Genomic DNA, 20,971 nt, shown 5'->3' with positions numbered 1-20,971 from the left:
GCGAGGAGACCATGAAACTACACACACTGGGCCTGTGGCTCGGTGGGGTGGCGTTCGCGTTTTTTGGCTCCGCCGCGAAGGCGGAGCCGTGGACGCTTGAACAGACCCTGACCGAAGCACAACGCTATTCAGCGGAGTTATCTGCCAGCCGTAACGAAGCGCAGGCGCTGGATGCGATGGCGGATTCCGCAACCCAATTACCCGACCCGAAACTGAAATTTGGCATTGAAAACGTCCCGGTGCAGGGCAGCAGCGACAGGCGGCTGACGCGTGAAGGCATGACGATGCAGAAAGTGGGCATCATGCAGAGCTACGTCAGTTCAGAGAAGCGCGAGCGTAAGGCGCAGACGTTTCAGGCACAGGCGCGGGGCGTGCTGGCAAAGTCAGAAGCCATTCGCGCCGCGCTGCAACGTGATTCCGCGCAGGCATGGCTGGATTTAGCGCTCGCTCAGCAGGCGCTGAAGACGGCAAAAAAACTGGTCAGCGAAACCGAGCGTCAGCGCGGCGTGCAGAAGGCGAGCGTCGGGGCGGGAAGCTCCACCCCGGACGGCGTGCTGTCGCTGCAGATGACGCTAAGCGCAATGCGCGATAAAGAGACGCTGGCTCAGCGCGACGTGCAGCTGGCGCAAAGCCGCCTGCTGCAGCTGACGGGGCAATCCATCCCGGCTGTTCGCGGGCCTCTGCCGCGTTATCAACGCCTCCCCGCCGATGAAAAAACGCTGGAAGAGGGGATTGTCCGGCACCCTGAAGTGGAGGCTGCCCGGCGCGAAGCCGAGACGGCCAAAGCCCGTTCCGCGCAGTCTGCCGTCGCGGCCATACCGGATGTGGACGTGGAGGTCTTTTACGCCCACCGCGCCGAAGGGTATGACGATATGGCGGGCGTGATGTTCAGCGTGGATCTGCCCCTGTTCCAGTCGAAACGGCAGGACAAAGATTACGCTGCCGACGTCTCGCGTTCGATGCAGGCGGTGGACCAGCTCACGCTCATTAAACGTGAACATATCGCGCAGGTGCAAACGCTGGTCGCGCAGTACCGGGCCGCGCAGACCTTGTGGCAGCGCCAGCGCGATGACGTTCTGCCCTTACAGCGTCAGCGGCTGGACGTGCTGACGGCACAGTACCGTTCCGGGCAGTCGGAACTCCCGGCACTGCTGGAGGCGCGTCGTGGCGTGCTGGATACGGAACTGGCGGTGAACCAGGCGGAACGCGAGATGGCGCGGGCCTGGGCTGCCGTAAACTGGCTAATACCGCAGGAGCTGGCGCAATGAAAAAAACAACCGTAATTGCCGCTATCGCTGCCCTCATCGCCGCGGCGGGGAGTGGCTATGTTATCGGGCAAAGGCAGTCTCATCAGGCGCAGCAGACAGCGCAGCCCGCAGAGCGAAAGGTGTTGTACTGGTACGACCCCATGATGCCCGGCCAGCGTTTTGACAAGCCCGGCAAATCTCCCTTTATGGACATGGATCTGGTCCCGCGCTACGCCGATGAAGAGAAAGCCGCGACCGGCGTCGGGATCGGCACGCAGCAGCAGCAAAACCTGGGCATGAAAACGGCCAAAGCGCAGATGCGCCAGCTGGTTTCACCTTTCTCCGCCTTTGCCACCGTATCGACGGATGAGCGCAGCGTGAGCGTGGTGTCGGCGCCCGCGAATGGCGTGGTTTCGACGCTGTTCGTGAAGGCGCCACAGCAGCAGGTTCGCGCGGGAGAGCCGCTGGCGCAGCTCTGGATCCCACAGTGGACGGCGGCCCAGCAGGAGTATCTGGCGGTGCGTCAGCTTGGCGATGCGGCGTTGACGCGCGCAGCGCGGGAGCGGCTGGCGCTGCAGTTTATGCCGCAGGAGGTTATCCAGGCGCTCGAGCGCAGCGGTAAACCGCAAACGACGCTGACGCTTCGTGCCGCGCAGGCAGGCTATGTGGTCAAGCTGGATGTGCGGGAAGGGGCGCAGATTACGGCAACGGCACCGCTGTTTGAGATAGCCCGTCTCGACCCGGTCTGGCTGGTTGTCGATTATCCCCAGACGCAGGCGCAGTCTCTGACGGTGGGAAGCCAAATGGTGGCGACGACAGAAAGCTGGCCGGGAGTGCAGTTTCGCGGCACGGTGAGCGAACTGCTGCCGCAGATGGAGACCACGACGCGCACCCTGAAGGCGCGCATCGTGCTGGACAATAAAGAGCAGAGGCTAAAGCCGGGTATGTACCTTTCCGTCGCGCGTGCGGAAGAACCCAAACGTGCGCCGGTGCTGGCGGTACCGGAAGAGGCGGTGATCAATTCCGGTGAATCCTCGCGGCTGCTGATAGCGACCGGAGACGGGTACTTCCATCCGGTGAATGTTGACACGGGGCTAACGGCGCAGGGGTGGACGGAGATCCGCTCGGGGCTGAAAGAGGGGGATAACGTGGTGACCTCCGGGCAGTTCCTGATCGACTCGGAAGCCAGCCTGCGCAGCGTAATGCCGGAGGTGACACCATGATTGCCGCCGTGATTCGGGCTTCATTACGTAACCGGCTGCTGGTGATTCTGGCCGCGCTGGTGATGGCGGGCTGGGGCGTATGGGCCGTTCAGCGCGCGCCGCTGGATGCGCTTCCTGATTTGTCGGACGTGCAGGTTATCGTCAAGGCAAGCTATCCCGGCAAAGCGCCGCAGGTGATTGAAGATCAGGTGACGTGGCCGCTGACGACCTCAATGCTCTCCGTTCCGGGGGCAAAAACGGTTCGCGGATTTTCCATGTTTGGCGATGCCTACGTCTACGTACTTTTTGAAGACGGTACCGATCTTTACTGGGCGCGCTCACGGGTACTGGAATATCTCAGCCAGGCGCAGGCGCAGCTTCCCGCGGGGATAAACGTCTCGCTGGGGCCAGACGCGACGGGCGTAGGGTGGATTTACGAGTATGCGTTGATCGACCGCAGCGGTCAGCATAGCCTGGCGGACCTGCGCGCTATTCAGGACTGGACGCTGAAGTTTGAGCTTAAAACGGTACCGAACGTTTCGGAAGTAGCGAGCATTGGCGGGATGGTACGGCAGTACCAGATTGTGGCCGATCCCGCGAAGATGCGCGCCCTGAACATTACCCATAGCCAGCTTTCCAGTGCCGTTCAGGCGGCGAATAAGGAGAGCGGTGGCGCACTGCTGGAGATGGGAGAGGCGGAATATATGGTGCGCACCACGGGCTATTTGCGCTCGCTGGATGATTTTCGCAACGTGGTCATCGCCAGCCGTGAGGGGGTACCCGTTCTCCTCAAAGACGTTGCGACCATCGGCTTTGGCCCGGAGATCCGCCGCGGTGTGGCGGAGCTGAACGGCGAAGGCGAAGTGGCGGGTGGCGTGGTGGTTATGCGCTACGGACAGAACGCGCTGGAGACGATTCATGCGGTAAAAGCGAAGCTGCATGAACTGCAAAAAACACTGCCGCCGGGCGTCGAGATTGTCCCGGTGTATGACCGTTCCACGTTGATTGAGGAGTCGGTCAAAACCCTGACGCACAAACTGCTCGAAGAGTTTGCCGTCGTTGTGGCGGTGTGCGCGCTGTTTTTGTTCCATTTCCGTTCTGCGCTGGTGGCGATTGTTTCGCTGCCGCTGGGCATACTGGGCGCGTTTGTGGTTATGCATTACCAGGGTATTAACGCAAACATTATGTCGCTGGGCGGGATTGCGATCGCCATCGGGGCGATGGTGGATGCCGCCATTGTCATGATTGAGAACATGCACAAAGTGCTTGAGCAGTGGCGACATGCTCACCCCGGGCAGGAGCCGACGTCGGGGGATTACTGGCGTCTTGCGGAGCGTGCGGCGGTAGAGGTTGGGCCGGCGCTTTTTTGCAGCCTCTTAATCATCACGCTGTCGTTTATTCCTGTGTTTTCGCTCGAGGCGCAAGAGGGACGAATGTTCTCGCCGCTGGCCTTTACCAAAACCTGGTCGATGGCCGTGGCCGCAGGGTTGGGCATTACTCTTGTTCCGGTGTTAATGGGCTATTTTATTCGCGGAAAGATCCCCGATGAGAAGGCTAATCCGATCAACCGCGTGCTGATCCGCCTGTATGAGCCGCTGCTGGACAAGGTGCTGACGTTCCCGAAAACCACGCTGGTGCTGGCCTTTGCGCTTTTGCTTGCTACGCTCTGGCCGTTAAGCCGCCTGGGAAGCGAGTTTATGCCGCCGCTCGATGAAGGGGATTTGCTCTATATGCCATCCACGCTGCCTGGAATATCAGCCCGGGAGGCATCCAGGCTGCTGCAGCAAACTGACCGGCTTATCAAAAGCGTTCCGGAAGTGGCAAGCGTGTTTGGTAAAGCGGGCAGGGCCGAATCAGCAACCGATCCCGCGCCGTTAACCATGCTTGAAACGACGATCCACTTTAAACCGCGTGACCAGTGGCGACCGGGTATGACGCCGCAGAAGCTGGTGGAAGAACTGGATAAAACGGTGTCATTGCCTGGGATCGCAAACGTGTGGGTGCCCCCCATCCGCAACCGGCTGGACATGCTGGCAACGGGGATAAAAAGCCCCGTAGGCATTAAGGTAAACGGCAATAATATTGCCGATATCGAGCGGGTGGCCCAGCAGATAGAGCAGGTGGTGAAGCAGGTTCCAGGCGTCACGTCAGCGCTGGCGGAGCGCCTCGTCGGTGGCCGCTATGTGGATATTCGCATCGACAGGCAGAAGGCCGCGCGCTACGGCGTCTCTGTCGACGAGTTGCAGAGTATGGTTTCCACGCTGGTGGGCGGCGACAACATTGGTGAAGTGCTGCAGGGGCGCGAGCGTTATCCCATTAATCTGCGCTATCCGCGCGACCTCCGCGATAATGTTGATAAGCTGAGGGTGTTACCGGTCATCGCGGCCAACGGCAGCCAGGTGGCGCTTGGCGAGCTGGCGGACATCGTGGTGACCGAAGGGCCACCGATGTTAAAGAATGAAAATGCGCGTCTTTCTAACTGGATCTACGTGGACCTGCGCGGGCGCGATCTGAAGTCTGCCGTAGAGGAGATGCAAAAGCGTGTGGCTGAGCAGGTGGTTTTACCGCAGGGCGTATCACTTTCCTGGTCCGGGCAGTTTGAATATCTTGAGCGAGCAACGGAAAAGCTTAAAATAGTCTTACCCGTAACGCTAATGATTATATTTATCCTTCTGTGGTTAACCTTTAAACGGGTATCAGATGTCCTGATAATAATGGGGACATTACCGTTCGCGCTTATTGGCGGCGTGTGGTTGTTGTGGTTGCTTGAATATAATCTGTCGGTGGCGGGCGTTGTCGGGTTTATCGCCCTCTCAGGCGTGGCAGCAGAATTCGGCGTAATTATGGTTCTTTATTTAAATCATGCGCTGGATAAATATCGGGGCCGAGAGCCGGGGGCGGGAAATGCTCTGCTGATGCGCGCCATCCATGAGGGGGCCGTACTGCGCGTGCGTCCTAAAGTGATGACGGTAGCGACCATCATGGCGGGATTGCTGCCCATCATGTGGGGCGGAGGCAGTGGTTCAGAGGTGATGCAGCGCATTGCGGCACCGATGATTGGTGGAATGATTACTGCGCCTTTATTGTCGATGCTGGTTATTCCGGCCCTGTATAAATTGTTACATCAACGTTAAATTTATTTCCTGCATGCGCTTATTCAGGTATGCAGGAAAGCGACTATCAGAATATTCCCAGATCGAGCGTGACTAATTAGGAATACCGCTGATGTTGTTAAGTCTTCATTCAACTATTCTATGATAAAATTTGCCCCAAATACTGAGAATGGTAATTGCATTGTGATCGTACGTAATAAATTTTTCCTGATTTTGTTGTTTATTTTTGGGCAGTTAACGTTCTCTTCTGTTGTCAATGCCGAAGACAATGCGACGGATAAAGGGTGGTTCTCAACGTTTAAGGATAACGTCGCGCAAACCTGGAATGAGCCAGAACATTACGACCTCTACGTTCCGGCAATAACATGGCATGCGCGTTTTGCCTATGACAAAGAAAAGACGGACCGATACAACGAGCGCCCATGGGGGGCGGGTTTTGGCCAATCCCGCTGGGATGAAAAAGGCAACTGGCACGGCCTGTATCTGATGGCGTTTAAGGACTCTTACAACAAGTGGGAGCCGATTGGCGGCTACGGGTGGGAGAAGACCTGGCGTCCCTTAGCGGATGATAACTTCCGTCTGGGTCTGGGCTACACGGCAGGCTTTACGGCGCGCGATAACTGGAAGTACATTCCGGTACCCGTTCTGTTGCCTCTGGCCTCCATTGGCTATGGTCCTGCGACATTCCAGATGACCTATATCCCGGGAACCTATAACAACGGTAACGTTTACTTTGCCTGGATGCGCTTTCAGTTTTAACTGAAAAAACCTTACGGAGCGGCGAAAAAACGTACTGCCGTTGAATCATAAAGGATAAAAATCGGCCAGCAAAAATTAACGCGACTTTTGTCACTTTTTATCAAATATCCGCTGGACAAAAGGTCCCGTAATTGATGTACTGATACCCGACACAGCATTTGTGTCGTTTTTTAATGTAAAGGTAATTTTGATGTCTAAGATTAAAGGTAACGTTAAGTGGTTTAATGAGTCCAAAGGATTCGGTTTCATTACTCCTGAAGATGGCAGCAAAGACGTGTTCGTACACTTCTCTGCAATCCAGACCAATGGTTTCAAAACCCTGGCTGAAGGTCAGCGCGTTGAGTTTGAAATCACTAACGGTGCCAAAGGCCCTTCTGCTGCTAACGTAATCGCTCTGTAATTCAGACGCGTCAGCAAGAATTTCAAAACCCGCTCATTGAGCGGGTTTTTTTTCGCTTTGAATCAACCCAGCAGGTACATTTTCAGGAAGCTGGCCACGATCAATACGCTCAGCAACACCATTCCTGCGCTCAGTAAACTCTCTTTCATACTGTCACCCTCGCTCAATATTGCACTCAGCGTGACAGAGAAAAATTAAGCTAACATTAACGCGGCGAGAGTCAGTGCGCGCTGGCGGACGAAAATAGCCAAAATGCGATCCCCGTCATCGCAAATGAGCCGAGCATGTTAACGGCGACATTCGTCAATGCCCAGCCAACGCGGCCTTCCTGAATCAGAAAGACGACTTCGGCTGAGAAGGTAGAAAAAGTGGTTAACCCGCCGCAGAACCCCGTGGTAATCAGCAGCTTCCACATTGGGTCGATATGCGTCATGCGGTTAAACCAGGCCAGCCCCATCCCGATGATAAATGCGCCGATCAGGTTTGCTGCCAGCGTCCCCATTGGAATGGCCTGATGCAAGGGATTAAACCGCATGCTTAAGAACCACCGCGCCACGCTACCCGTTCCCCCACCAATAAAAACGGCTAAAAGTAGTTGTAACACTCTAAATACCTGCTATTTGATGTGTAAGAGCATCGAGTGTAACGCTGTTTTTGACTGGGGAACAAATATGTATGTTGCGGTAGGGCAGTTTGCGGTGACGCCGGACTGGCGTGAGAATGCGGGAAAATGCGCCTCCCTGATGGCACAGGCCCGGCAAAAGGGAGCATCGCTGCTGGTGCTCCCCGAAGCGCTGCTGGCGCGTGATGACAATGACCCGGACCTGTCGGTGAAATCTGCGCAGCCTCTGGAGGGCGATTTTTTGCATACGCTGCTGGCGCAGAGCGCTGGCAACGCAATGACCACTATTTTGACGGTGCACGTGCCTTCCTCGCGGGGCAGGGCGGTGAATACGCTGGTGGCGATACGCGAAGGCGCGGTTATTGCAAGCTATGCAAAACTGCATCTTTATGATGCCTTCAGCATTCAGGAGTCGCGGCTGGTGGATCCGGGAAACCAGGTGCCGCCGCTTATCGAGATTGAAGGCTTAAAAATTGGGCTGATGACCTGCTACGATATTCGTTTCCCGGAGCTGGCGTTGAGCCTCGCGCTCCAGGGGGCTGATGTGCTGGTGTTGCCTGCCGCGTGGGTCAAAGGGCCCTTAAAAGAGCACCACTGGTCGACGCTGCTGGCCGCACGCGCGCTGGACACCACCTGTTACGTGGTGGCGGCAGGAGAGTGCGGGAATAAGAATATCGGGCAGAGCAGGGTGGTTGACCCGTTAGGCGTGACGGTGGCAGCGGCAGCTGAAACGCCTGCGCTGCTGCTCACGGAGATAATGTCAGAGCGAATCGCGCTTGCACGTCGGCAGCTGCCCGTACTTTGTAACCGCCGGTTTGCGCCACCGCAATTATTATGACGTTTTTTTCAACAATGCTTGATTCACCTTGTTACAGATTGCTATTGTGTGCGCGCGTCAAATGACCGTTAATACAATCAGGTTTTTTGGCGCTGACTGCAGCCTGTTTTAAGTAAAGAAGGTATCTATGGGTGAGATTAGTATTACCAAACTGCTGGTGGTTGCCGCACTGGTCGTCCTGCTGTTTGGTACCAAGAAGTTACGCACGCTGGGGGGAGACCTGGGTGCTGCCATTAAAGGCTTTAAGAAAGCGATGAACGACGATGACGCGGCCGCCAAGAAAAGCGCTGAGGATGACGTTCCCGCAGAGAAGCTTTCGCACAAAGAATAATGGCGCTGCTGCAAGGCTTGCATAAAAAAACCGGCTCACGAGGCCGGTTTTTTTTGCATTACTGTAATTAAATATTACAGGATTATTTAACTTCTTCGCCTTTTGCCTGCATATCAGCGTGGTAAGAAGAGCGCACAAACGGACCGCAGGCCGCGTGGGTAAAGCCCATCGCCATCGCTTCGGCTTTCATCTCATCGAACTCATCCGGGCTAACATAGCGCTGTACCGGCAGGTGGTGGCGACTAGGCTGCAGGTACTGGCCCAGCGTCAGCATGGTGACACCGTGGCGGCGTAAATCACGCATAACCTCAACGATCTCGGCATTTGTTTCGCCAAGGCCAACCATCAGGCCAGATTTGGTTGGAATGTGCGGGTGTGCTTCTTTGAAACGCTCCAGCAGCTTCAGGGACCAGTTGTAGTCTGCACCTGGACGGACCTGGCGATAAATGCGCGGCACGTTCTCAAGGTTGTGGTTAAACACGTCTGGCGGCGTCGCGGTCAGGATGTCCAGCGCGCGGTCCATACGGCCACGGAAGTCGGGAACCAGCGTCTCAATTTTGATGGTCGGGCTTTTTTCACGGATAGCGGTAATACAATCCGCGAAGTGCTGAGCACCGCCATCGCGCAGGTCGTCACGGTCAACCGAGGTGATGACCACGTAACGCAGCGCCATATCGGCGATGGTCTGCGCCAGCTTCTGCGGTTCGTTCGCATCTGGCGCAACAGGGCGGCCATGAGCAACGTCGCAGAACGGGCAGCGGCGGGTACAAATTGCACCCAGAATCATAAAGGTCGCGGTGCCGTGGTTAAAACATTCAGCAAGGTTCGGGCATGAGGCCTCTTCACAGACGGAGTGAAGGCCGTTTTTACGCATCGCCGCTTTGATCCCCTGGATACGCGAAGAGTCTGCCGGAAGTTTAATTTTCATCCATTCCGGTTTTCTTAACAGCGCCTCGCGCTCTGTAGCCACGTTTTTAACCGGGATAAGGGCCATTTTATCGGCATCGCGGTATTTAACACCGCGTTCCATCACAATGGGTTTACTCATAGCGTGCGTGTTCCAGTTGCGAATATCGAAGGAAAGCGTTTCTATTCAAGGAATGTTGTATTTATCAACTATTTTTGAACGAACGACAGGCAGTATATCATTGAAACGGTCTATAAAGCAGCCTGCCCGGTCGCCAAATTGTAAAATAGTTGTTGTTTTGTGCCTTTTGCCCTGCATGCCGCAGGGACTTGTGCTGAGCGAGCCTGTCAGAAGGCCTGACGGATGACGTTGATGACGTTTTCCAGAACCGGGTCACGGAGGCTGAGCTTGTTGTAATGCAGCGAAATCTCTAAGGATTCTTCATTCAGTTGGCTCAGCGGAATACACTCGAGCGGCCAGCATTTACGCAGCAGGTTAAACAGGCGCGCGGGCATAACGCAGAGCATATCGCTGCTGCCAATCAGGGACGCGACGGTAAACATATTGTAACTGCTGAAGCTAATCTGACGTTCCGGGAAGAGCTCATCAATGCGCTGACGTAATGGACTCAGCCCCTGACCGTCGGTCACGAAGGAGGAGTGCTCGTACTGGCGCAGATTATCTATTGTTAGCGGCTCGGCGAGCGCCGGATGCTGCTTGCGGCACACTAGCGTCAGGCTGTCGGCGTAGAGGACGTTTTGTCCCAACGCCCGGGCGCTGAAGCTATTCGTATCAATAATCAGGTCCGTCTGGAATTGGGCCAGCTGGGTTTCGGGCTCGGTCACCATCACGTTGCGTATCAACAGCTGCGGAGCATGTTGCTTTATCGCCTGATAGATGGCGGGCATGACGAGAACACCCAGCGATGCAGACGTGCCGATGGTGATGGTTCGCTGCTTGTCGTAGCTGCCCGTTAAATCCAGCGCGCCCAGAATCGACTCCAGCCCCTGGCTGATATACTCGTGCAGATGCGTGGCGTAAGCCGTTGGTGTTACGCCCTGGCCTTTGCGAATAAATAAAGGGTCGGGAAATATAGCGCGCAATTTTTGGATTGACTGACTAATTGCAGAGGGCGTGAGATTAAGAATTTTCGCAGCGTTAACGATACCCTTGTGGACATATACTGCCTCAAAAATAGTCAGTAAATTGAGATCAATATTTCGTAAAGTCCGAAAAACGTGCGGTTTATCTTCACCACCGGGTTCATTGATACGTTTGGCTGGTAAATTCGTAGACTCCACGCTTTCACTCCATATTCATTCATAGTATGAATGATAGTTGAATTTATTTATTATGCTTGCAGAGATTCGTAAAGTGTTATGTGTGTTTCACTTGTTTATCAAAAACAAACAGTTGGGTGATTGTCACGCAAGTAACATGAGATCCGCGGGCGGTACTATCAGCTTGGTGAATAATATGTAACGCTAATTTGCGGGCGCTTCGAAAATATAGAATATGCCGATTATTGTAAAGCGTAAAAGCGGGAAATAAACCATGGCTCGTCAAATAAACGAGCCATCATGCAGAATATATTAAGCAGGGATATATTCGTGAGGCGGATTGTTAAGCAGCGCTAAAAACTTGTTTAAAAGTACAGGGCGAATAATATCCGGCGTGGCCGTTTCAACCCACTGACGCATTTGCGCCATTTCCATTCCAGCATAGCCGCACGGGTTGATACGCAGGAACGGGGTAAGATCCATATTAATATTGAGCGCCAGTCCGTGGAATGAACAGCCTTTACGAATACGCAGGCCCAGCGAACAGATCTTCATCTCTCCTACGTACACGCCGGGTGCATCCGCGCGCGGATGGGCGTCAATGCCGAACTCCGCAAGGGTTTTTACCACCGTTTGTTCCAGCAGGGTGACGAGCTCGCGGACTCCCAGCTTTCTGCGCTTGAGGTTGAGCAGCACGTACATCACCTGCTGGCCCGGGCCATGATAGGTAACCTGTCCACCGCGATCGCTTTGTATCACCGGAATATCACCCGTCATCAACAGATGCTCGGCTTTTCCTGCCTGACCTTGAGTAAACACCGGAAGGTGCTCTACCAGCCAGATCTCATCGGGAGTGGTGTCATCGCGGGAATCGGTGAAATCATGCATAGCCTGGGAGACAGGCTCATAAGGTTGCAGCCCGAGATGGCGGACAATAATTTTATCCTGGTACAAAACGATGTCCCCAAAGAAAGGAGAGAAAAGGTAACGGGGAGTATATCACAGCGGGGAAGCGGGTTACCCGGCAAACCGGGTAACCGCAAAGGGACTACAGCACCATACGAACGATTTCGATATTGCCGAGCTCTTCGTAAAGCGTTTCAACCTGCTCAATGTGTGTCGCAGTAATGGTAATAGAAACCGAGTGGTAGTTGCCCTTGCTGCTTGGTTTTACCGACGGAGAGTAATCGCCCGGCGCATGGCGCTGTACCACTTCAACCACCTGATCAACCAGCTCAGGCTTCGCCAGACCCATTACTTTGTAAGTAAAAGAGGTAGGGAATTCAAGCAGTTCGTTAAGTTTGGTTTTCATGTCAGCTCCGGCGTAACGTCAAAAAATAATAACTCCCACGTCAGGTGGGAGTTATCAGGATACTTAGTATATGGGGATCAAAATCACACTTTCAAGTGTTCAATTTTTAGCCAAACCAGTGATGGAACATCAATTTAATGTAATCAATGATTTTGCCGAAGAAATTGCCTTCTGGAATTTCATCCAGAACCACGAGCGGGCGCTGGTCGATGGTTTTGCCATCCAGCTGGAAGTTGATGGTGCCCACAACCTGGTTCTTCTGCAGCGGTGCGTGCAGCTCGGTGGTGTTCAGCACGTAGCTGGCTTTCAGATCTTTCATGCGGCCACGAGGAATGGTCAGATAGAGATCTTTATCCACGCCCAGGGAGGCACGATCGTTATCCCCAAACCAGACGGGTTCGGAGGCAAACTCTTTACCTGCTTTCAGTGGATTGACGGTTTCGAAGAAGCGGAAGCCCCACGTCAGCAGCTTTTTGCTCTCGGTTTCACGGCCTTTAAAGGTGCGGCCACCCATCACGGCTGAAATGAGTCGCATCTGACCTTCAGTGGCGGAGGCCACCAGGTTGTAGCCGGCTTTGTCGGTATGACCCGTTTTAATGCCGTCAACGTTCAGGCTGTTATCCCACAGCAGGCCGTTACGGTTGGTCTGACGGATACCGTTGAAGGTGAACTCTTTTTCTTTGTAGATGGTGTATTCGTTCGGCACGTCGCGGATCAATGCCTGACCGATCAGCGCCATGTCACGCGCAGAACTATACTGGCCGTCGGCATCCAGGCCGTGGACGGTCTGGAAGTGGCTGTTTTTCAGACCCAGTGCGGAAACGTAGCTGTTCATCAGACCAACAAACGCGTCCTGGCTGCCCGCCGCGAAATCGGCCATGGCGACGCAGGCATCGTTACCGGACTGCAGGTTAATACCGCGGATCAGCTGGGAGACGGGAACCTGCATGCCTGGCTTCAGGAACATCAACGATGAACCTTTAAACACCGGGTTACCGGTCGCCCATGCATCGTTACCGATGGTCACCAGGTCGGTTTCTTTGAACTTTCCTGCCTTCATGGCCTGGCCAATAACGTAGCTGGTCATCATTTTGGTCAGGCTGGCCGGGTCGCGACGGGTGTCGGCATTCTGTTCTGCCAGAACTTTGCCAGAGTTGTAGTCGATCAGGATGTAAGATTCCGCGTCGATTTGCGGAACGCCAGGGATCATGGTCTTGATGTTCAGGTCATCCGCGTGAGCTGCAGAGAGTGCGGCTGCGCAAAGAGCCGTGGTCAGCGCCATGCGCTGCACAAAACGAGCAGAAAAAGTGGTCTTCATGGTCAGAACTACGACATCCGTGATGGAATTAAAAAAAGTGCCTTACTATAGCAAATGCTATACAGGCAGGCATCCGACTTTAATCATGAGATTGTGAATGTGTTTTACACAAATTGACATTTCGGATACCGCCGATTCATTACTTTGCAACAGTGATAAAGGACTGTAGCTGCGCCTCGCTTTGCAGGCGCTGCTGCAGGGATGCAGCCTGTGATTTACCGGCAAAGGGTCCCATCTGAATTCGCCAGACGGCACCGTTTTGCTCCACGCGGCCCGGCACGCCAAACTGCTGGCTCAAGCGCTGCTGGTACTGCTGCGCACGGGCTCGATCGCTGACGGCACCGACCTGAACGACGTAGCTGCCGCTTGCTGCTGCCGGTGCGGTGACCGGTGCGCTTTGCGTAGCGGCTGGAGCGGTAACCGGGGCAGGCTGTGCCACAGGTGCAGCTACGACGGGCGCCGGTGTAGGTTCGCTGCCTTCAAGCACGCCCGACGCCAGGGTCGTTGGAGCGCCAAGGAATCCGCTGCTCCTTACCGGTGCGCCAGTGCTGTCATCGCTTTGCAGCGTATCGTTGCTGATGGCGCGCACTTCGCCCTGCGGCTGAGCAGGCTCTGCCGGCATTGACGCACCGCCCATGCCGCCGCTCAGGTCTGGACGCGCGGGCAGGGCATAGGTCTGTTTTGCCACGGTCGTGCAGGCTGTACCTGGACCGGAAAGCGTCCCGTCCTGCGCCACGATAATCGGGTCGATACGCACCTTGGTGTTATTCGAGGTGTTCAGGCGATCTGCCGCCGCGCGTGACAGGGAGATAATACGGTCGTTCCCGTACGGGCCACGGTCGTTAATGCGTACCACGATCATGCGGCCGTTTGCCAGGTTCGTGACGCGAACATAGCTTGGGATCGGAAGCGTGGGATGCGCTGCCGTAATTTGCATCGGATCGAAGGTTTCGCCTGATGCCGTCAGGTTGCTACCCGGCTCAGCATCATAAATAGCGGCAAAGCCCGCCTGGCTGAAACGGGAAGGATCCTGAACGATTTTGTAGCTTTTACCGTCGCGTTGATAATCCTGGTTCGCGCTGGCATTCAGCGGTTCATAAACGGGGTCGGCTCCGCTGATTTCAACAATCGGACCATTACAGACCGCAGGCTGCGGCGGCGCGACGGTTGCCTGTTGCTGACCATCATCACTTGTACAGGCTGCAAGTAAACTTGCTGCGATGCAGATCCCCAGCCACTGCTTACGCATTGCGATCCCCTTATTTTTATACGCTTTTTGACAACATTTTTCTGTGGGTATGGATCGACATGACGATACCAAACCCCGCCATCAACACGATCAGTGCCGAGCCCCCGTAGCTGACAAGCGGCAGCGGCACGCCTACAACCGGTAGAATACCACTCACCATACCAATATTTACGAAGACATAAACGAATAAAATCAACATCAACCCACCCGCCATTACGCGGCCAAAGGTGGTTTGTGCTCGCGCGGCGATATAGAGCCCGCGCATGATCAGCAGCACGTAGAGCGCCAGCAGGATCAGGATGCCCACCAGACCTAACTCTTCAGCCAGTACCGCAAAGATAAAGTCGGTATGGCGTTCTGGTAAGAATTCTAGCTGCGATTGCGTTCCGTGCAGCCAGCCTTTACCGCGTAGGCCCCCGGAGCCAATGGCAATTTTCGACTGAATAATATGATAACCCGCGCCCAGCGGATCGGTTTCCGGATCGAGCAGCATCATGACGCGTTGCCGCTGGTAATCATGCATCAGGAAGAACCAGAGGATCGGAATAAAGGCCGCCACCAGCACAACCGCGATGCCGATTAAACGCCAGCTCAGGCCCGACAAGAACAACACAAACAGGCCAGACAGCGCGATAAGAATCGAGGTGCCAAGGTCAGGCTGCGCCGCGACCAGCAGGGTTGGCAGGAAAATCAGCACCAGCGCAATAGCGGTGTTTTTTAGCGAAGGAGGGCAGACGTCACGGTTGATAAAGCGCGCGACCATCAACGGCACGGCAATTTTCGCAATTTCTGACGGCTGGAAGCGGACAATCCCCAGATCTAGCCAGCGCTGGGCCCCTTTGGAGATGGCACCAAAGGCATCAACGGCCACCAGCAATACGATACAGAAAATGTAGAGATAGGGCGCCCAGCCTTCATACACGCGCGGCGGGATCTGCGCCATTACCACCATGATGACCAGACCCATGGCGATCTGACCAATCTTACGCTCCATCATGCCGATGTCCTGGCCGCTGGCGCTCCAGATAACCAGAGCGCTATAGACCAGCAGGGCCAGCAGGATAAGCAGCATGGCTGGGTCGATGTGGATTTTGTCCCACAGCGATTTTTTATTCGGATTATCCGTCATGATTATTGGTCCTCCGCCGCAGCGGCTGCCGGGTTTTCAGCAGGCAGTTCGGTGTTGTTGTCACCCAGCATAATGTGGTCGAGGATTTGGCGCATGATGGTACCCACGGCCGGGCCAGCGCCGCCGTTTTCGAGGATCATCGCCACCGCAACCTGCGGGTTGTCATAAGGAGCAAACGCCGTCATGAGCTTGTGGTCACGCAGACGTTCAGCAATTTTATGCGCGTTGTAGGTTTCATTCGCCTTCAGGCCAAAGACCTGCGCGGTACCCGACTTGGCGGCCACTTTGTACGGTGCACCGGCGAAGTATTTATGCGCCGTCCCGTTAGGGCGGTTGGCAACGCCGTACATGCCGTCTTTGGCAATTTCCCAATAGCCGGAATGGATATCGCCCACCGGTGCTTCATGCGGCTGGATCCACGGGACTTTCTTCCCGTCTTCAACCGTACTTTGCAGCAGGTGCGGAACCTTCACCACGCCGTCGTTGATGAGGATCATCATCGCTTTGTTCATCTGCAGCGGCGTTGCGGTCCAGTAGCCCTGGCCGATCCCTACCGGAATGGTATCGCCCTGATACCACGGTTTTTTAAAGCGCTTCAGTTTCCACTCGCGGGTTGGCATGTTGCCTGAACGTTCCTCAGCGAGATCGATACCGGTGTAATGCCCGTAGCCGAATTTGCTCATCCACGTCGAGAGGCGGTCAATACCCATGTCATAGGCGACCTGATAGAAGAAGGTATCGGCAGATTCTTCCAGTGATTTGGTGACGTTCAGATGGCCATGGCCCCATTTCTTCCAGTCACGGTAACGTTTTTCAGATCCCGGTAGCTGCCACCACCCGGGGTCAAACAGGCTGGTGTTGCGGTTGATCACGCCCGCGCTTAGCGCAGAAACGGCCACGTAGGGTTTAACCGTGGACGCAGGCGGGTAGACGCCCTGTGTGGCACGGTTCACCAGCGGCGTATTCGGGTCGTTGAGAAGGCCGGAATAGTCTTTGCTGGAGATGCCGTCCACGAAAAGGTTGGGATCGTAGCTTGGCATAGAGACCATCGCCAGAATACCGCCGCTGCGCGGGTCGGTAACAATGACGGCGGCGCGGCTGCCGGCCAGCAGGGTTTCAATGTACTGCTGCAGCTTGAGGTCGAGCGTCAGATAGACGTCATGACCGGCCTGCGGCGGAACCTCTTTCAGCTGACGAATAACCCGGCCGCGGTTGTTAACTTCCACCTCTTCATAGCCGGTTTGCCCGTGCAGGACATCTTCATAATAGCGTTCGATTCCCAGCTTACCGATGTCGTGCGTTGCGGCGTAGTTGGCCAGCTTGCCGTCTTTATCAAGGCGCTCGACGTCTTTATCGTTAATTTTGGAAACGTAGCCGATAACGTGCGTTAGCGCGGAACCGTAAGGGTAGAAGCGGCGCTTATAGCCTTTGACTTCGACGCCGGGGAACCGGTACTGGTTTACCGCAAAACGCGCAACCTGAACTTCCGTCAGGTTGGTTTTCACAGGAATAGAGGTGAAGCGGTGCGAGCGGGCTCGCTCCTTTTTGAAGGCAGCGATGTCGTCATCGTTGAGATCGACAACGTTTTTTAGCGCGTCCAGCGTATCCTGAACATTATCCACTTTCTCCGGCATCATCTCGATTTGATAGATGGTGCGGTTTAACGCCAGCGGGGTGCCGTTACGGTCGTAGATAATGCCGCGGCTTGGCGCGATAGGCACCAGCTTGATACGGTTTTCGTTTGAGCGCGTCTGGTAGTCGGTAAAGCGGACAATTTGCAGGTTATAGAGGTTGGCGATCAGCACGCCGGTCAGCAGCAAAATCCCCGTAAAGGCGACGAGCGCCCGGCGCACAAACAGCGCGGACTCAGCCGTATAGTCGCGAAAAGAATTCTGTAGTTTCATCCGCTGCTTAATCTACCCTGGTCATTCACTACTCGCGGTGATATGGGTGGTTGGTAGTAATGCTCCACGCGCGATACAGGCTTTCTGCCACCAGAACCCGAACGAGCGGGTGGGGAAGCGTCAGCGCGGAGAGGGACCAACTTTGTTCTGCTGCCGCTTTGCAGGCGGGGGATAACCCTTCTGGTCCGCCAATCAACAGACTGACGTCGCGGCCATCCTGCTTCCAGCGCTCAAGTTCGTGCGCCAGCTGCGGCGTATCCCAGGGCTTGCCTGGAATATCGAGGGTCACGATGCGGTTTTTGCCTGCGGCAGCCAGCATCAGCTCTCCCTCTTTTTCGAGAATACGTTTGATATCCGCGTTCTTGCCGCGCTTACCTGCTGGGATCTCCACCAGTTCGAACGGCATGTCTTTCGGAAAACGACGCAGATACTCAGTAAAACCGGTTTGTACCCAGTCCGGCATTTTGGTGCCGACAGCGACCAGCTGCAACTTCACGCATTAACCCCAGAGTTTTTCCAGCTCATACAGGCGACGGCTCTCTTCCTGCAGGACATGGACAATAACATCGCCGAGATCGACAACAACCCAGTCAGCAGTCGCTTCGCCTTCAACGCCAAGCGGTAACAGCCCTGCTGCGCGCGATTCCTGAACCACATGGTTGGCAATCGAAACAACATGGCGAGTAGAAGTCCCGGTGCAAATAATCATGCAATCGGTGATGCTGGATTTACCCTTAACGTCGATAGCGATGATGTCCTGACCTTTCAGGTCATCAATTTTGTCGATAACAAAATCCTGGAGTGCTTTACCCTGCAAGTTTTCCCCCTGGGGTGAATAAGATTGTAAAACTATGAATTCGTGGCCAGACAGTATACCTGAACTGACGCCTGTGTCGGGACAAATGTCACCGGCCGGGCTTTTGAAGGCGGGTATCATCCCACCCTCCGCCTGAGATTGCATCGCCATTTTTGTAAAACAATTTCTGTAAAGCAACGATCGGCGGGAAAGTCTGGCAGCGGAGGATATCAGTATGGCTTACCCTGTCAAGGCAGGATAATCAATAACAGACAATTTCGCGCATCATGACCGCTCATCACCGCTTTTCTGGTACAACCCGTGCGCGTGGATATACGCCAGCACTGAAGCGGGCAGGAGTTCGTCACACGGCAGGCCCTGTTGCAGACGTTCGCGGATCAGGGTGGCAGAAATATCAAACCACGGCGTCTCGGCCAGATAAATCTTCCCGGCGGGCTGATTGTGCAAATCTTCCACGTTGTCCGTCAGGTGATCTTCAAGCCACTGCTGATATTGCTCTTCGCGCATCGTAAGCGGATAGCCCGGACGACGGCAGACGAGAAGGTGGCTGTTCTCCAGTATGGTTTCATACTGATGCCAGCTGGGGAAATTGAGCAGAGAATCCTGACCAATGATAAAGGCCAGCGGCTTGTCTGGCCCCTGTTCGCCTCGCCACTCCTGCAGCGTTTGTGAGGTCCAGGACGGCATATCCCGGCGCAGCTCTCGCTCATCAAGGGTGAAAAGGGGTTTATCGGCGATGGCCAGAGCGAGCATCTCTTTGCGCTGCTCGCTGGTTGCCTCAGGCTGAGGACGATGGGGTGGGACGTTATTAGGCATGACGGTCACGCGCTGGAGACCAATCAGATTTGCCAGAATTTCGACGGGCTTCAGGTGGCCGTAATGTACCGGATCGAAGGTGCCGCCGTACAGTGCCTGTAAAGAGTGCATATTATCCATCGATAAACACGTCTGCCAGCGCCTTGTGGCAGAGTAAGAGAGAAAGGCTTTCCAGCTCCGCCCAGATTGACTGACCATAATCTTGCTTCAGCGTAAGCTCGGCGCGCATCAGCAGCTGTACTGCCTGGCGCAGCTGTTCATGGCTGAGACGGTTAATCGCCTCGGTGGTCATGGCCCGGCGGTTTTGCCACACGCGATGTTTGTCGAACAGTGAGCGCAACGGGGCATGAGCAGACTGGCGCTTAAGATGCGTCAGCAACAGCAGCTCACGCTGAAGCGTGCGAAGCAGTATGACGGGCTCGCTGCCTTCAAGACGCAGCTGCTGCAGGATATGCAGGGCACGTTTGCTTTTCGCCGACAGCAGCGCATCTACCCAATGGAACGGGGTGAAGTGTGCGGCATCGTTAACCGCCTGCTCAACGCGCGGGAGCGTCAGCTTGCCGTCAGGCCAGAGCAGGGAGAGCCTGTCCAGCGCCTGTGCCAGCGCCAGCAGATTGCCCTCATAGCAGTAGCACAGCAGCTGATTCGCCGCATCATCCAGCTGAAGGTTGTGCTGTTTTGCTCGTGCGGCAACCCATTTCGGTAAATGCGCCTGTTCAGGCGTCTGGCAGGTGACCTGCACGGCGTTGGCAGCAAGTTGAGTAAACCAGGCGGCATTTTCCTGAGCCTTGGTGAGCTTGTTGCCGCGGACAATCAGAAGCAAATCGCTGTGCAATAAACTGACCAGCGTAGCCAGCTGTTCGTTAATGGCCGCATTGGGGCCGTTTTCCGGCAGCAGGATCTGGATGGTCTGTCGCGACGCAAACAGGCTCATTGCCTGGCAGATTGAAAAGAGGGCATTCCAGTCGGTGCTGTTATCGATCTGAAACGTATGGTGTTCATCGAAGCCCTGAGAGGCGGCAACCTGCCGCACGGCATCGAGGCTTTCCTGTAGCAATAGCGGATCGTTGCCGAGGAGCAGATACGCCGCGCGCAGCCCTTCATTGAGCTGCGCGCGGAGTTGTTCAGGATACAACCTGATCATCAGTTACCCATTGACGTTGACATGGTCGGTGCGTTGGCATCCGGTGTTTCGATGATGTCAGAGCCCTGTTTTGTCGATGCGGCAATGCTTGGCAGCTTACGGATCAGCTGTTCCGCCGCCTTGTCGTACATTTCGTTAATGATAATCTGCTGCTCGGCATCTTTCGCCAGCGCGGTTTGCGGGTTATCGAAGAACGAGCGGTAGACCTTGGTATTGATCGGATAGATGTCTTTACCCGGGAGCAATACGGCCGCGTTCACGGTCAGCACCATTTGATATTCCGCAGTACGACCATCCTGGAAGATGGACGCGGTGTCTTTTGCCAGCGTTGAGCTTAAGACGCGGAATGACGGTACGTCCTGACGCAGGGTGCCTTTTTCGATCAGCTCAACGTCGTTCAGACGCAGCTGGTTGCGAATTGCACGGCTAAGCGGGCCATTCGGATCCGATGAGTCAAAGATCATCGTTTTCATCTGTGGAGGCACCGCCGTCGTGTTGCGCAGGTGCCAGCCACAGCCAGCGGTGACAAGCACCGCCAGAGATAAGAGTATTGTTGCCAGTTGTCGCACGTTTCCTCCCGCGC

The 20,971-nt window shown here is 55.2% G+C and carries 21 protein-coding genes; 7 read left to right on the top strand and 14 right to left on the bottom strand.

Annotated elements, in window-relative coordinates:
- The first annotated feature begins 11 nt into the window (after positions 1 to 11).
- From D5067_RS16545 to cspE, 5 genes are all read left to right on the top strand, one after another.
- Positions 12 to 1,268 carry a TolC family protein gene (locus tag D5067_RS16545; protein WP_119935104.1) on the top strand — a complete coding sequence of 419 codons (1,257 nt, stop codon included), beginning with the start codon at positions 12 to 14 and terminating at the stop codon, positions 1,266 to 1,268.
- Complete coding sequence (locus D5067_RS16540; protein ID WP_119935103.1) at positions 1,265 to 2,470, top strand: efflux RND transporter periplasmic adaptor subunit; 1,206 nt, start codon at positions 1,265 to 1,267, stop codon at positions 2,468 to 2,470. Before D5067_RS16545 ends, D5067_RS16540 begins: the two co-directional genes overlap by 4 nt.
- Positions 2,467 to 5,583 (top strand): efflux RND transporter permease subunit, encoded by a 3,117-nt coding sequence (locus tag D5067_RS16535; RefSeq protein WP_119935102.1) that lies wholly within the window; start codon positions 2,467 to 2,469, stop codon positions 5,581 to 5,583. Before D5067_RS16540 ends, D5067_RS16535 begins: the two co-directional genes overlap by 4 nt.
- 120 nt (positions 5,584 to 5,703) lie before the next feature.
- Complete coding sequence (gene pagP, locus D5067_RS16530) at positions 5,704 to 6,321, top strand: lipid IV(A) palmitoyltransferase PagP (RefSeq protein ID WP_162844778.1); 618 nt, start codon at positions 5,704 to 5,706, stop codon at positions 6,319 to 6,321.
- A 190-nt stretch (positions 6,322 to 6,511) separates the two neighbouring features.
- Positions 6,512 to 6,721, top strand: a complete 210-nt coding sequence (gene cspE, locus D5067_RS16525; RefSeq protein WP_000034825.1) for a transcription antiterminator/RNA stability regulator CspE — start codon at positions 6,512 to 6,514, stop codon at positions 6,719 to 6,721.
- A 220-nt stretch (positions 6,722 to 6,941) separates the two neighbouring features.
- Here cspE and crcB read toward each other — a convergent pair whose 3' ends face one another.
- Positions 6,942 to 7,325, bottom strand: a complete 384-nt coding sequence (gene crcB, locus D5067_RS16520) for a fluoride efflux transporter CrcB (protein ID WP_119935100.1) — start codon at positions 7,323 to 7,325, stop codon at positions 6,942 to 6,944.
- A gap of 67 nt (positions 7,326 to 7,392) precedes the next feature.
- On the opposite strand from crcB, the gene D5067_RS16515 reads away from it, so the two are divergent.
- Positions 7,393 to 8,181 (top strand): deaminated glutathione amidase, encoded by a 789-nt coding sequence (locus tag D5067_RS16515; protein WP_119935099.1) that lies wholly within the window; start codon positions 7,393 to 7,395, stop codon positions 8,179 to 8,181.
- 127 nt (positions 8,182 to 8,308) lie between these two features.
- Positions 8,309 to 8,512, top strand: coding sequence for a twin-arginine translocase subunit TatE (tatE, locus tag D5067_RS16510; RefSeq protein WP_014069320.1), 204 nt, complete (start codon positions 8,309 to 8,311; stop codon positions 8,510 to 8,512).
- Positions 8,513 to 8,594: 82 nt separating this feature from the next.
- Here tatE and lipA read toward each other — a convergent pair whose 3' ends face one another.
- The 13 genes from lipA to lptE form a co-directional block, all read right to left on the bottom strand.
- Positions 8,595 to 9,560, bottom strand: a complete 966-nt coding sequence (gene lipA / locus D5067_RS16505; protein ID WP_119935098.1) for a lipoyl synthase — start codon at positions 9,558 to 9,560, stop codon at positions 8,595 to 8,597.
- Positions 9,561 to 9,766: 206 nt separating this feature from the next.
- Complete coding sequence (locus D5067_RS16500; RefSeq protein WP_119935097.1) at positions 9,767 to 10,720, bottom strand: YbeF family transcriptional regulator; 954 nt, start codon at positions 10,718 to 10,720, stop codon at positions 9,767 to 9,769.
- A gap of 291 nt (positions 10,721 to 11,011) precedes the next feature.
- The gene (lipB, locus tag D5067_RS16495) at positions 11,012 to 11,653 is read right to left on the bottom strand and encodes a lipoyl(octanoyl) transferase LipB (RefSeq protein ID WP_119935096.1); all 642 of its coding nucleotides are present in this window, start codon (positions 11,651 to 11,653) and stop codon (positions 11,012 to 11,014) included.
- Between the two features lie 94 nt (positions 11,654 to 11,747).
- A complete protein-coding gene (gene ybeD, locus D5067_RS16490) occupies positions 11,748 to 12,011 on the bottom strand; it encodes a DUF493 family protein YbeD (RefSeq protein ID WP_006177135.1) in 264 nt (87 codons plus the stop codon).
- 106 nt (positions 12,012 to 12,117) lie between these two features.
- Positions 12,118 to 13,329: a D-alanyl-D-alanine carboxypeptidase DacA gene (dacA, locus tag D5067_RS16485; RefSeq protein WP_119935095.1), complete on the bottom strand. Its 1,212-nt coding sequence runs from the start codon at positions 13,327 to 13,329 to the stop codon at positions 12,118 to 12,120.
- A 139-nt stretch (positions 13,330 to 13,468) separates the two neighbouring features.
- Positions 13,469 to 14,578, bottom strand: a complete 1,110-nt coding sequence (gene rlpA, locus D5067_RS16480; RefSeq protein ID WP_119935094.1) for an endolytic peptidoglycan transglycosylase RlpA — start codon at positions 14,576 to 14,578, stop codon at positions 13,469 to 13,471.
- 16 nt (positions 14,579 to 14,594) lie between these two features.
- The gene (gene mrdB, locus D5067_RS16475) at positions 14,595 to 15,707 is read right to left on the bottom strand and encodes a peptidoglycan glycosyltransferase MrdB (RefSeq protein WP_119935093.1); all 1,113 of its coding nucleotides are present in this window, start codon (positions 15,705 to 15,707) and stop codon (positions 14,595 to 14,597) included.
- A gap of 2 nt (positions 15,708 to 15,709) precedes the next feature.
- The gene (gene mrdA / locus D5067_RS16470) at positions 15,710 to 17,611 is read right to left on the bottom strand and encodes a peptidoglycan DD-transpeptidase MrdA (protein ID WP_119935092.1); all 1,902 of its coding nucleotides are present in this window, start codon (positions 17,609 to 17,611) and stop codon (positions 15,710 to 15,712) included.
- A gap of 28 nt (positions 17,612 to 17,639) precedes the next feature.
- Positions 17,640 to 18,107: a 23S rRNA (pseudouridine(1915)-N(3))-methyltransferase RlmH gene (gene rlmH, locus D5067_RS16465; RefSeq protein ID WP_014069327.1), complete on the bottom strand. Its 468-nt coding sequence runs from the start codon at positions 18,105 to 18,107 to the stop codon at positions 17,640 to 17,642.
- 3 nt (positions 18,108 to 18,110) lie between these two features.
- On the bottom strand, positions 18,111 to 18,428 hold the full coding sequence (gene rsfS, locus D5067_RS16460) for a ribosome silencing factor (protein WP_119935091.1): 318 nt from the start codon (positions 18,426 to 18,428) through the stop codon (positions 18,111 to 18,113).
- Positions 18,429 to 18,692: 264 nt separating this feature from the next.
- Positions 18,693 to 19,364 carry a nicotinate-nucleotide adenylyltransferase gene (nadD, locus tag D5067_RS16455; RefSeq protein ID WP_133302813.1) on the bottom strand — a complete coding sequence of 224 codons (672 nt, stop codon included), beginning with the start codon at positions 19,362 to 19,364 and terminating at the stop codon, positions 18,693 to 18,695.
- Positions 19,357 to 20,388, bottom strand: a complete 1,032-nt coding sequence (holA, locus tag D5067_RS16450; protein WP_119935090.1) for a DNA polymerase III subunit delta — start codon at positions 20,386 to 20,388, stop codon at positions 19,357 to 19,359. The genes nadD and holA overlap by 8 nt, the downstream gene beginning before the upstream one ends.
- Positions 20,388 to 20,957, bottom strand: coding sequence for an LPS assembly lipoprotein LptE (gene lptE / locus D5067_RS16445; protein ID WP_119935089.1), 570 nt, complete (start codon positions 20,955 to 20,957; stop codon positions 20,388 to 20,390). Before lptE ends, holA begins: the two co-directional genes overlap by 1 nt.
- Positions 20,958 to 20,971: the final 14 nt, after the last annotated feature.

Origin of the sequence: Enterobacter huaxiensis, assembly GCF_003594935.2 — a bacterium.
GTDB classification, from domain to species: domain Bacteria; phylum Pseudomonadota; class Gammaproteobacteria; order Enterobacterales; family Enterobacteriaceae; genus Enterobacter; species Enterobacter huaxiensis.
The sequence above is the reverse complement of the archived record's forward strand: the minus strand, read 5'-3'. Positions and strand labels throughout refer to the sequence as shown.

What these genes read in the sequence shown, in the direction of transcription:
- D5067_RS16545 (WP_119935104.1), top strand. Translation starts at nt 12, where the DNA reads ATGAAACTACACACACTGGGCCTGTGGCTCGGTGGGGTGGCGTTCGCG.
- D5067_RS16540 (WP_119935103.1), top strand. Translation starts at nt 1,265, where the DNA reads ATGAAAAAAACAACCGTAATTGCCGCTATCGCTGCCCTCATCGCCGCG.
- D5067_RS16535 (WP_119935102.1), top strand. Translation starts at nt 2,467, where the DNA reads ATGATTGCCGCCGTGATTCGGGCTTCATTACGTAACCGGCTGCTGGTG.
- pagP (WP_162844778.1), top strand. Translation starts at nt 5,704, where the DNA reads ATGATAAAATTTGCCCCAAATACTGAGAATGGTAATTGCATTGTGATC.
- cspE (WP_000034825.1), top strand. Translation starts at nt 6,512, where the DNA reads ATGTCTAAGATTAAAGGTAACGTTAAGTGGTTTAATGAGTCCAAAGGA.
- D5067_RS16515 (WP_119935099.1), top strand. Translation starts at nt 7,393, where the DNA reads ATGTATGTTGCGGTAGGGCAGTTTGCGGTGACGCCGGACTGGCGTGAG.
- tatE (WP_014069320.1), top strand. Translation starts at nt 8,309, where the DNA reads ATGGGTGAGATTAGTATTACCAAACTGCTGGTGGTTGCCGCACTGGTC.
- lipA (WP_119935098.1), bottom strand. Translation starts at nt 9,560, where the DNA reads ATGAGTAAACCCATTGTGATGGAACGCGGTGTTAAATACCGCGATGCC.
- ybeD (WP_006177135.1), bottom strand. Translation starts at nt 12,011, where the DNA reads ATGAAAACCAAACTTAACGAACTGCTTGAATTCCCTACCTCTTTTACT.
- dacA (WP_119935095.1), bottom strand. Translation starts at nt 13,329, where the DNA reads ATGAAGACCACTTTTTCTGCTCGTTTTGTGCAGCGCATGGCGCTGACC.
- rlpA (WP_119935094.1), bottom strand. Translation starts at nt 14,578, where the DNA reads ATGCGTAAGCAGTGGCTGGGGATCTGCATCGCAGCAAGTTTACTTGCA.
- mrdB (WP_119935093.1), bottom strand. Translation starts at nt 15,707, where the DNA reads ATGACGGATAATCCGAATAAAAAATCGCTGTGGGACAAAATCCACATC.
- mrdA (WP_119935092.1), bottom strand. Translation starts at nt 17,611, where the DNA reads ATGAAACTACAGAATTCTTTTCGCGACTATACGGCTGAGTCCGCGCTG.
- nadD (WP_133302813.1), bottom strand. Translation starts at nt 19,364, where the DNA reads ATGGATAATATGCACTCTTTACAGGCACTGTACGGCGGCACCTTCGAT.
- holA (WP_119935090.1), bottom strand. Translation starts at nt 20,388, where the DNA reads ATGATCAGGTTGTATCCTGAACAACTCCGCGCGCAGCTCAATGAAGGG.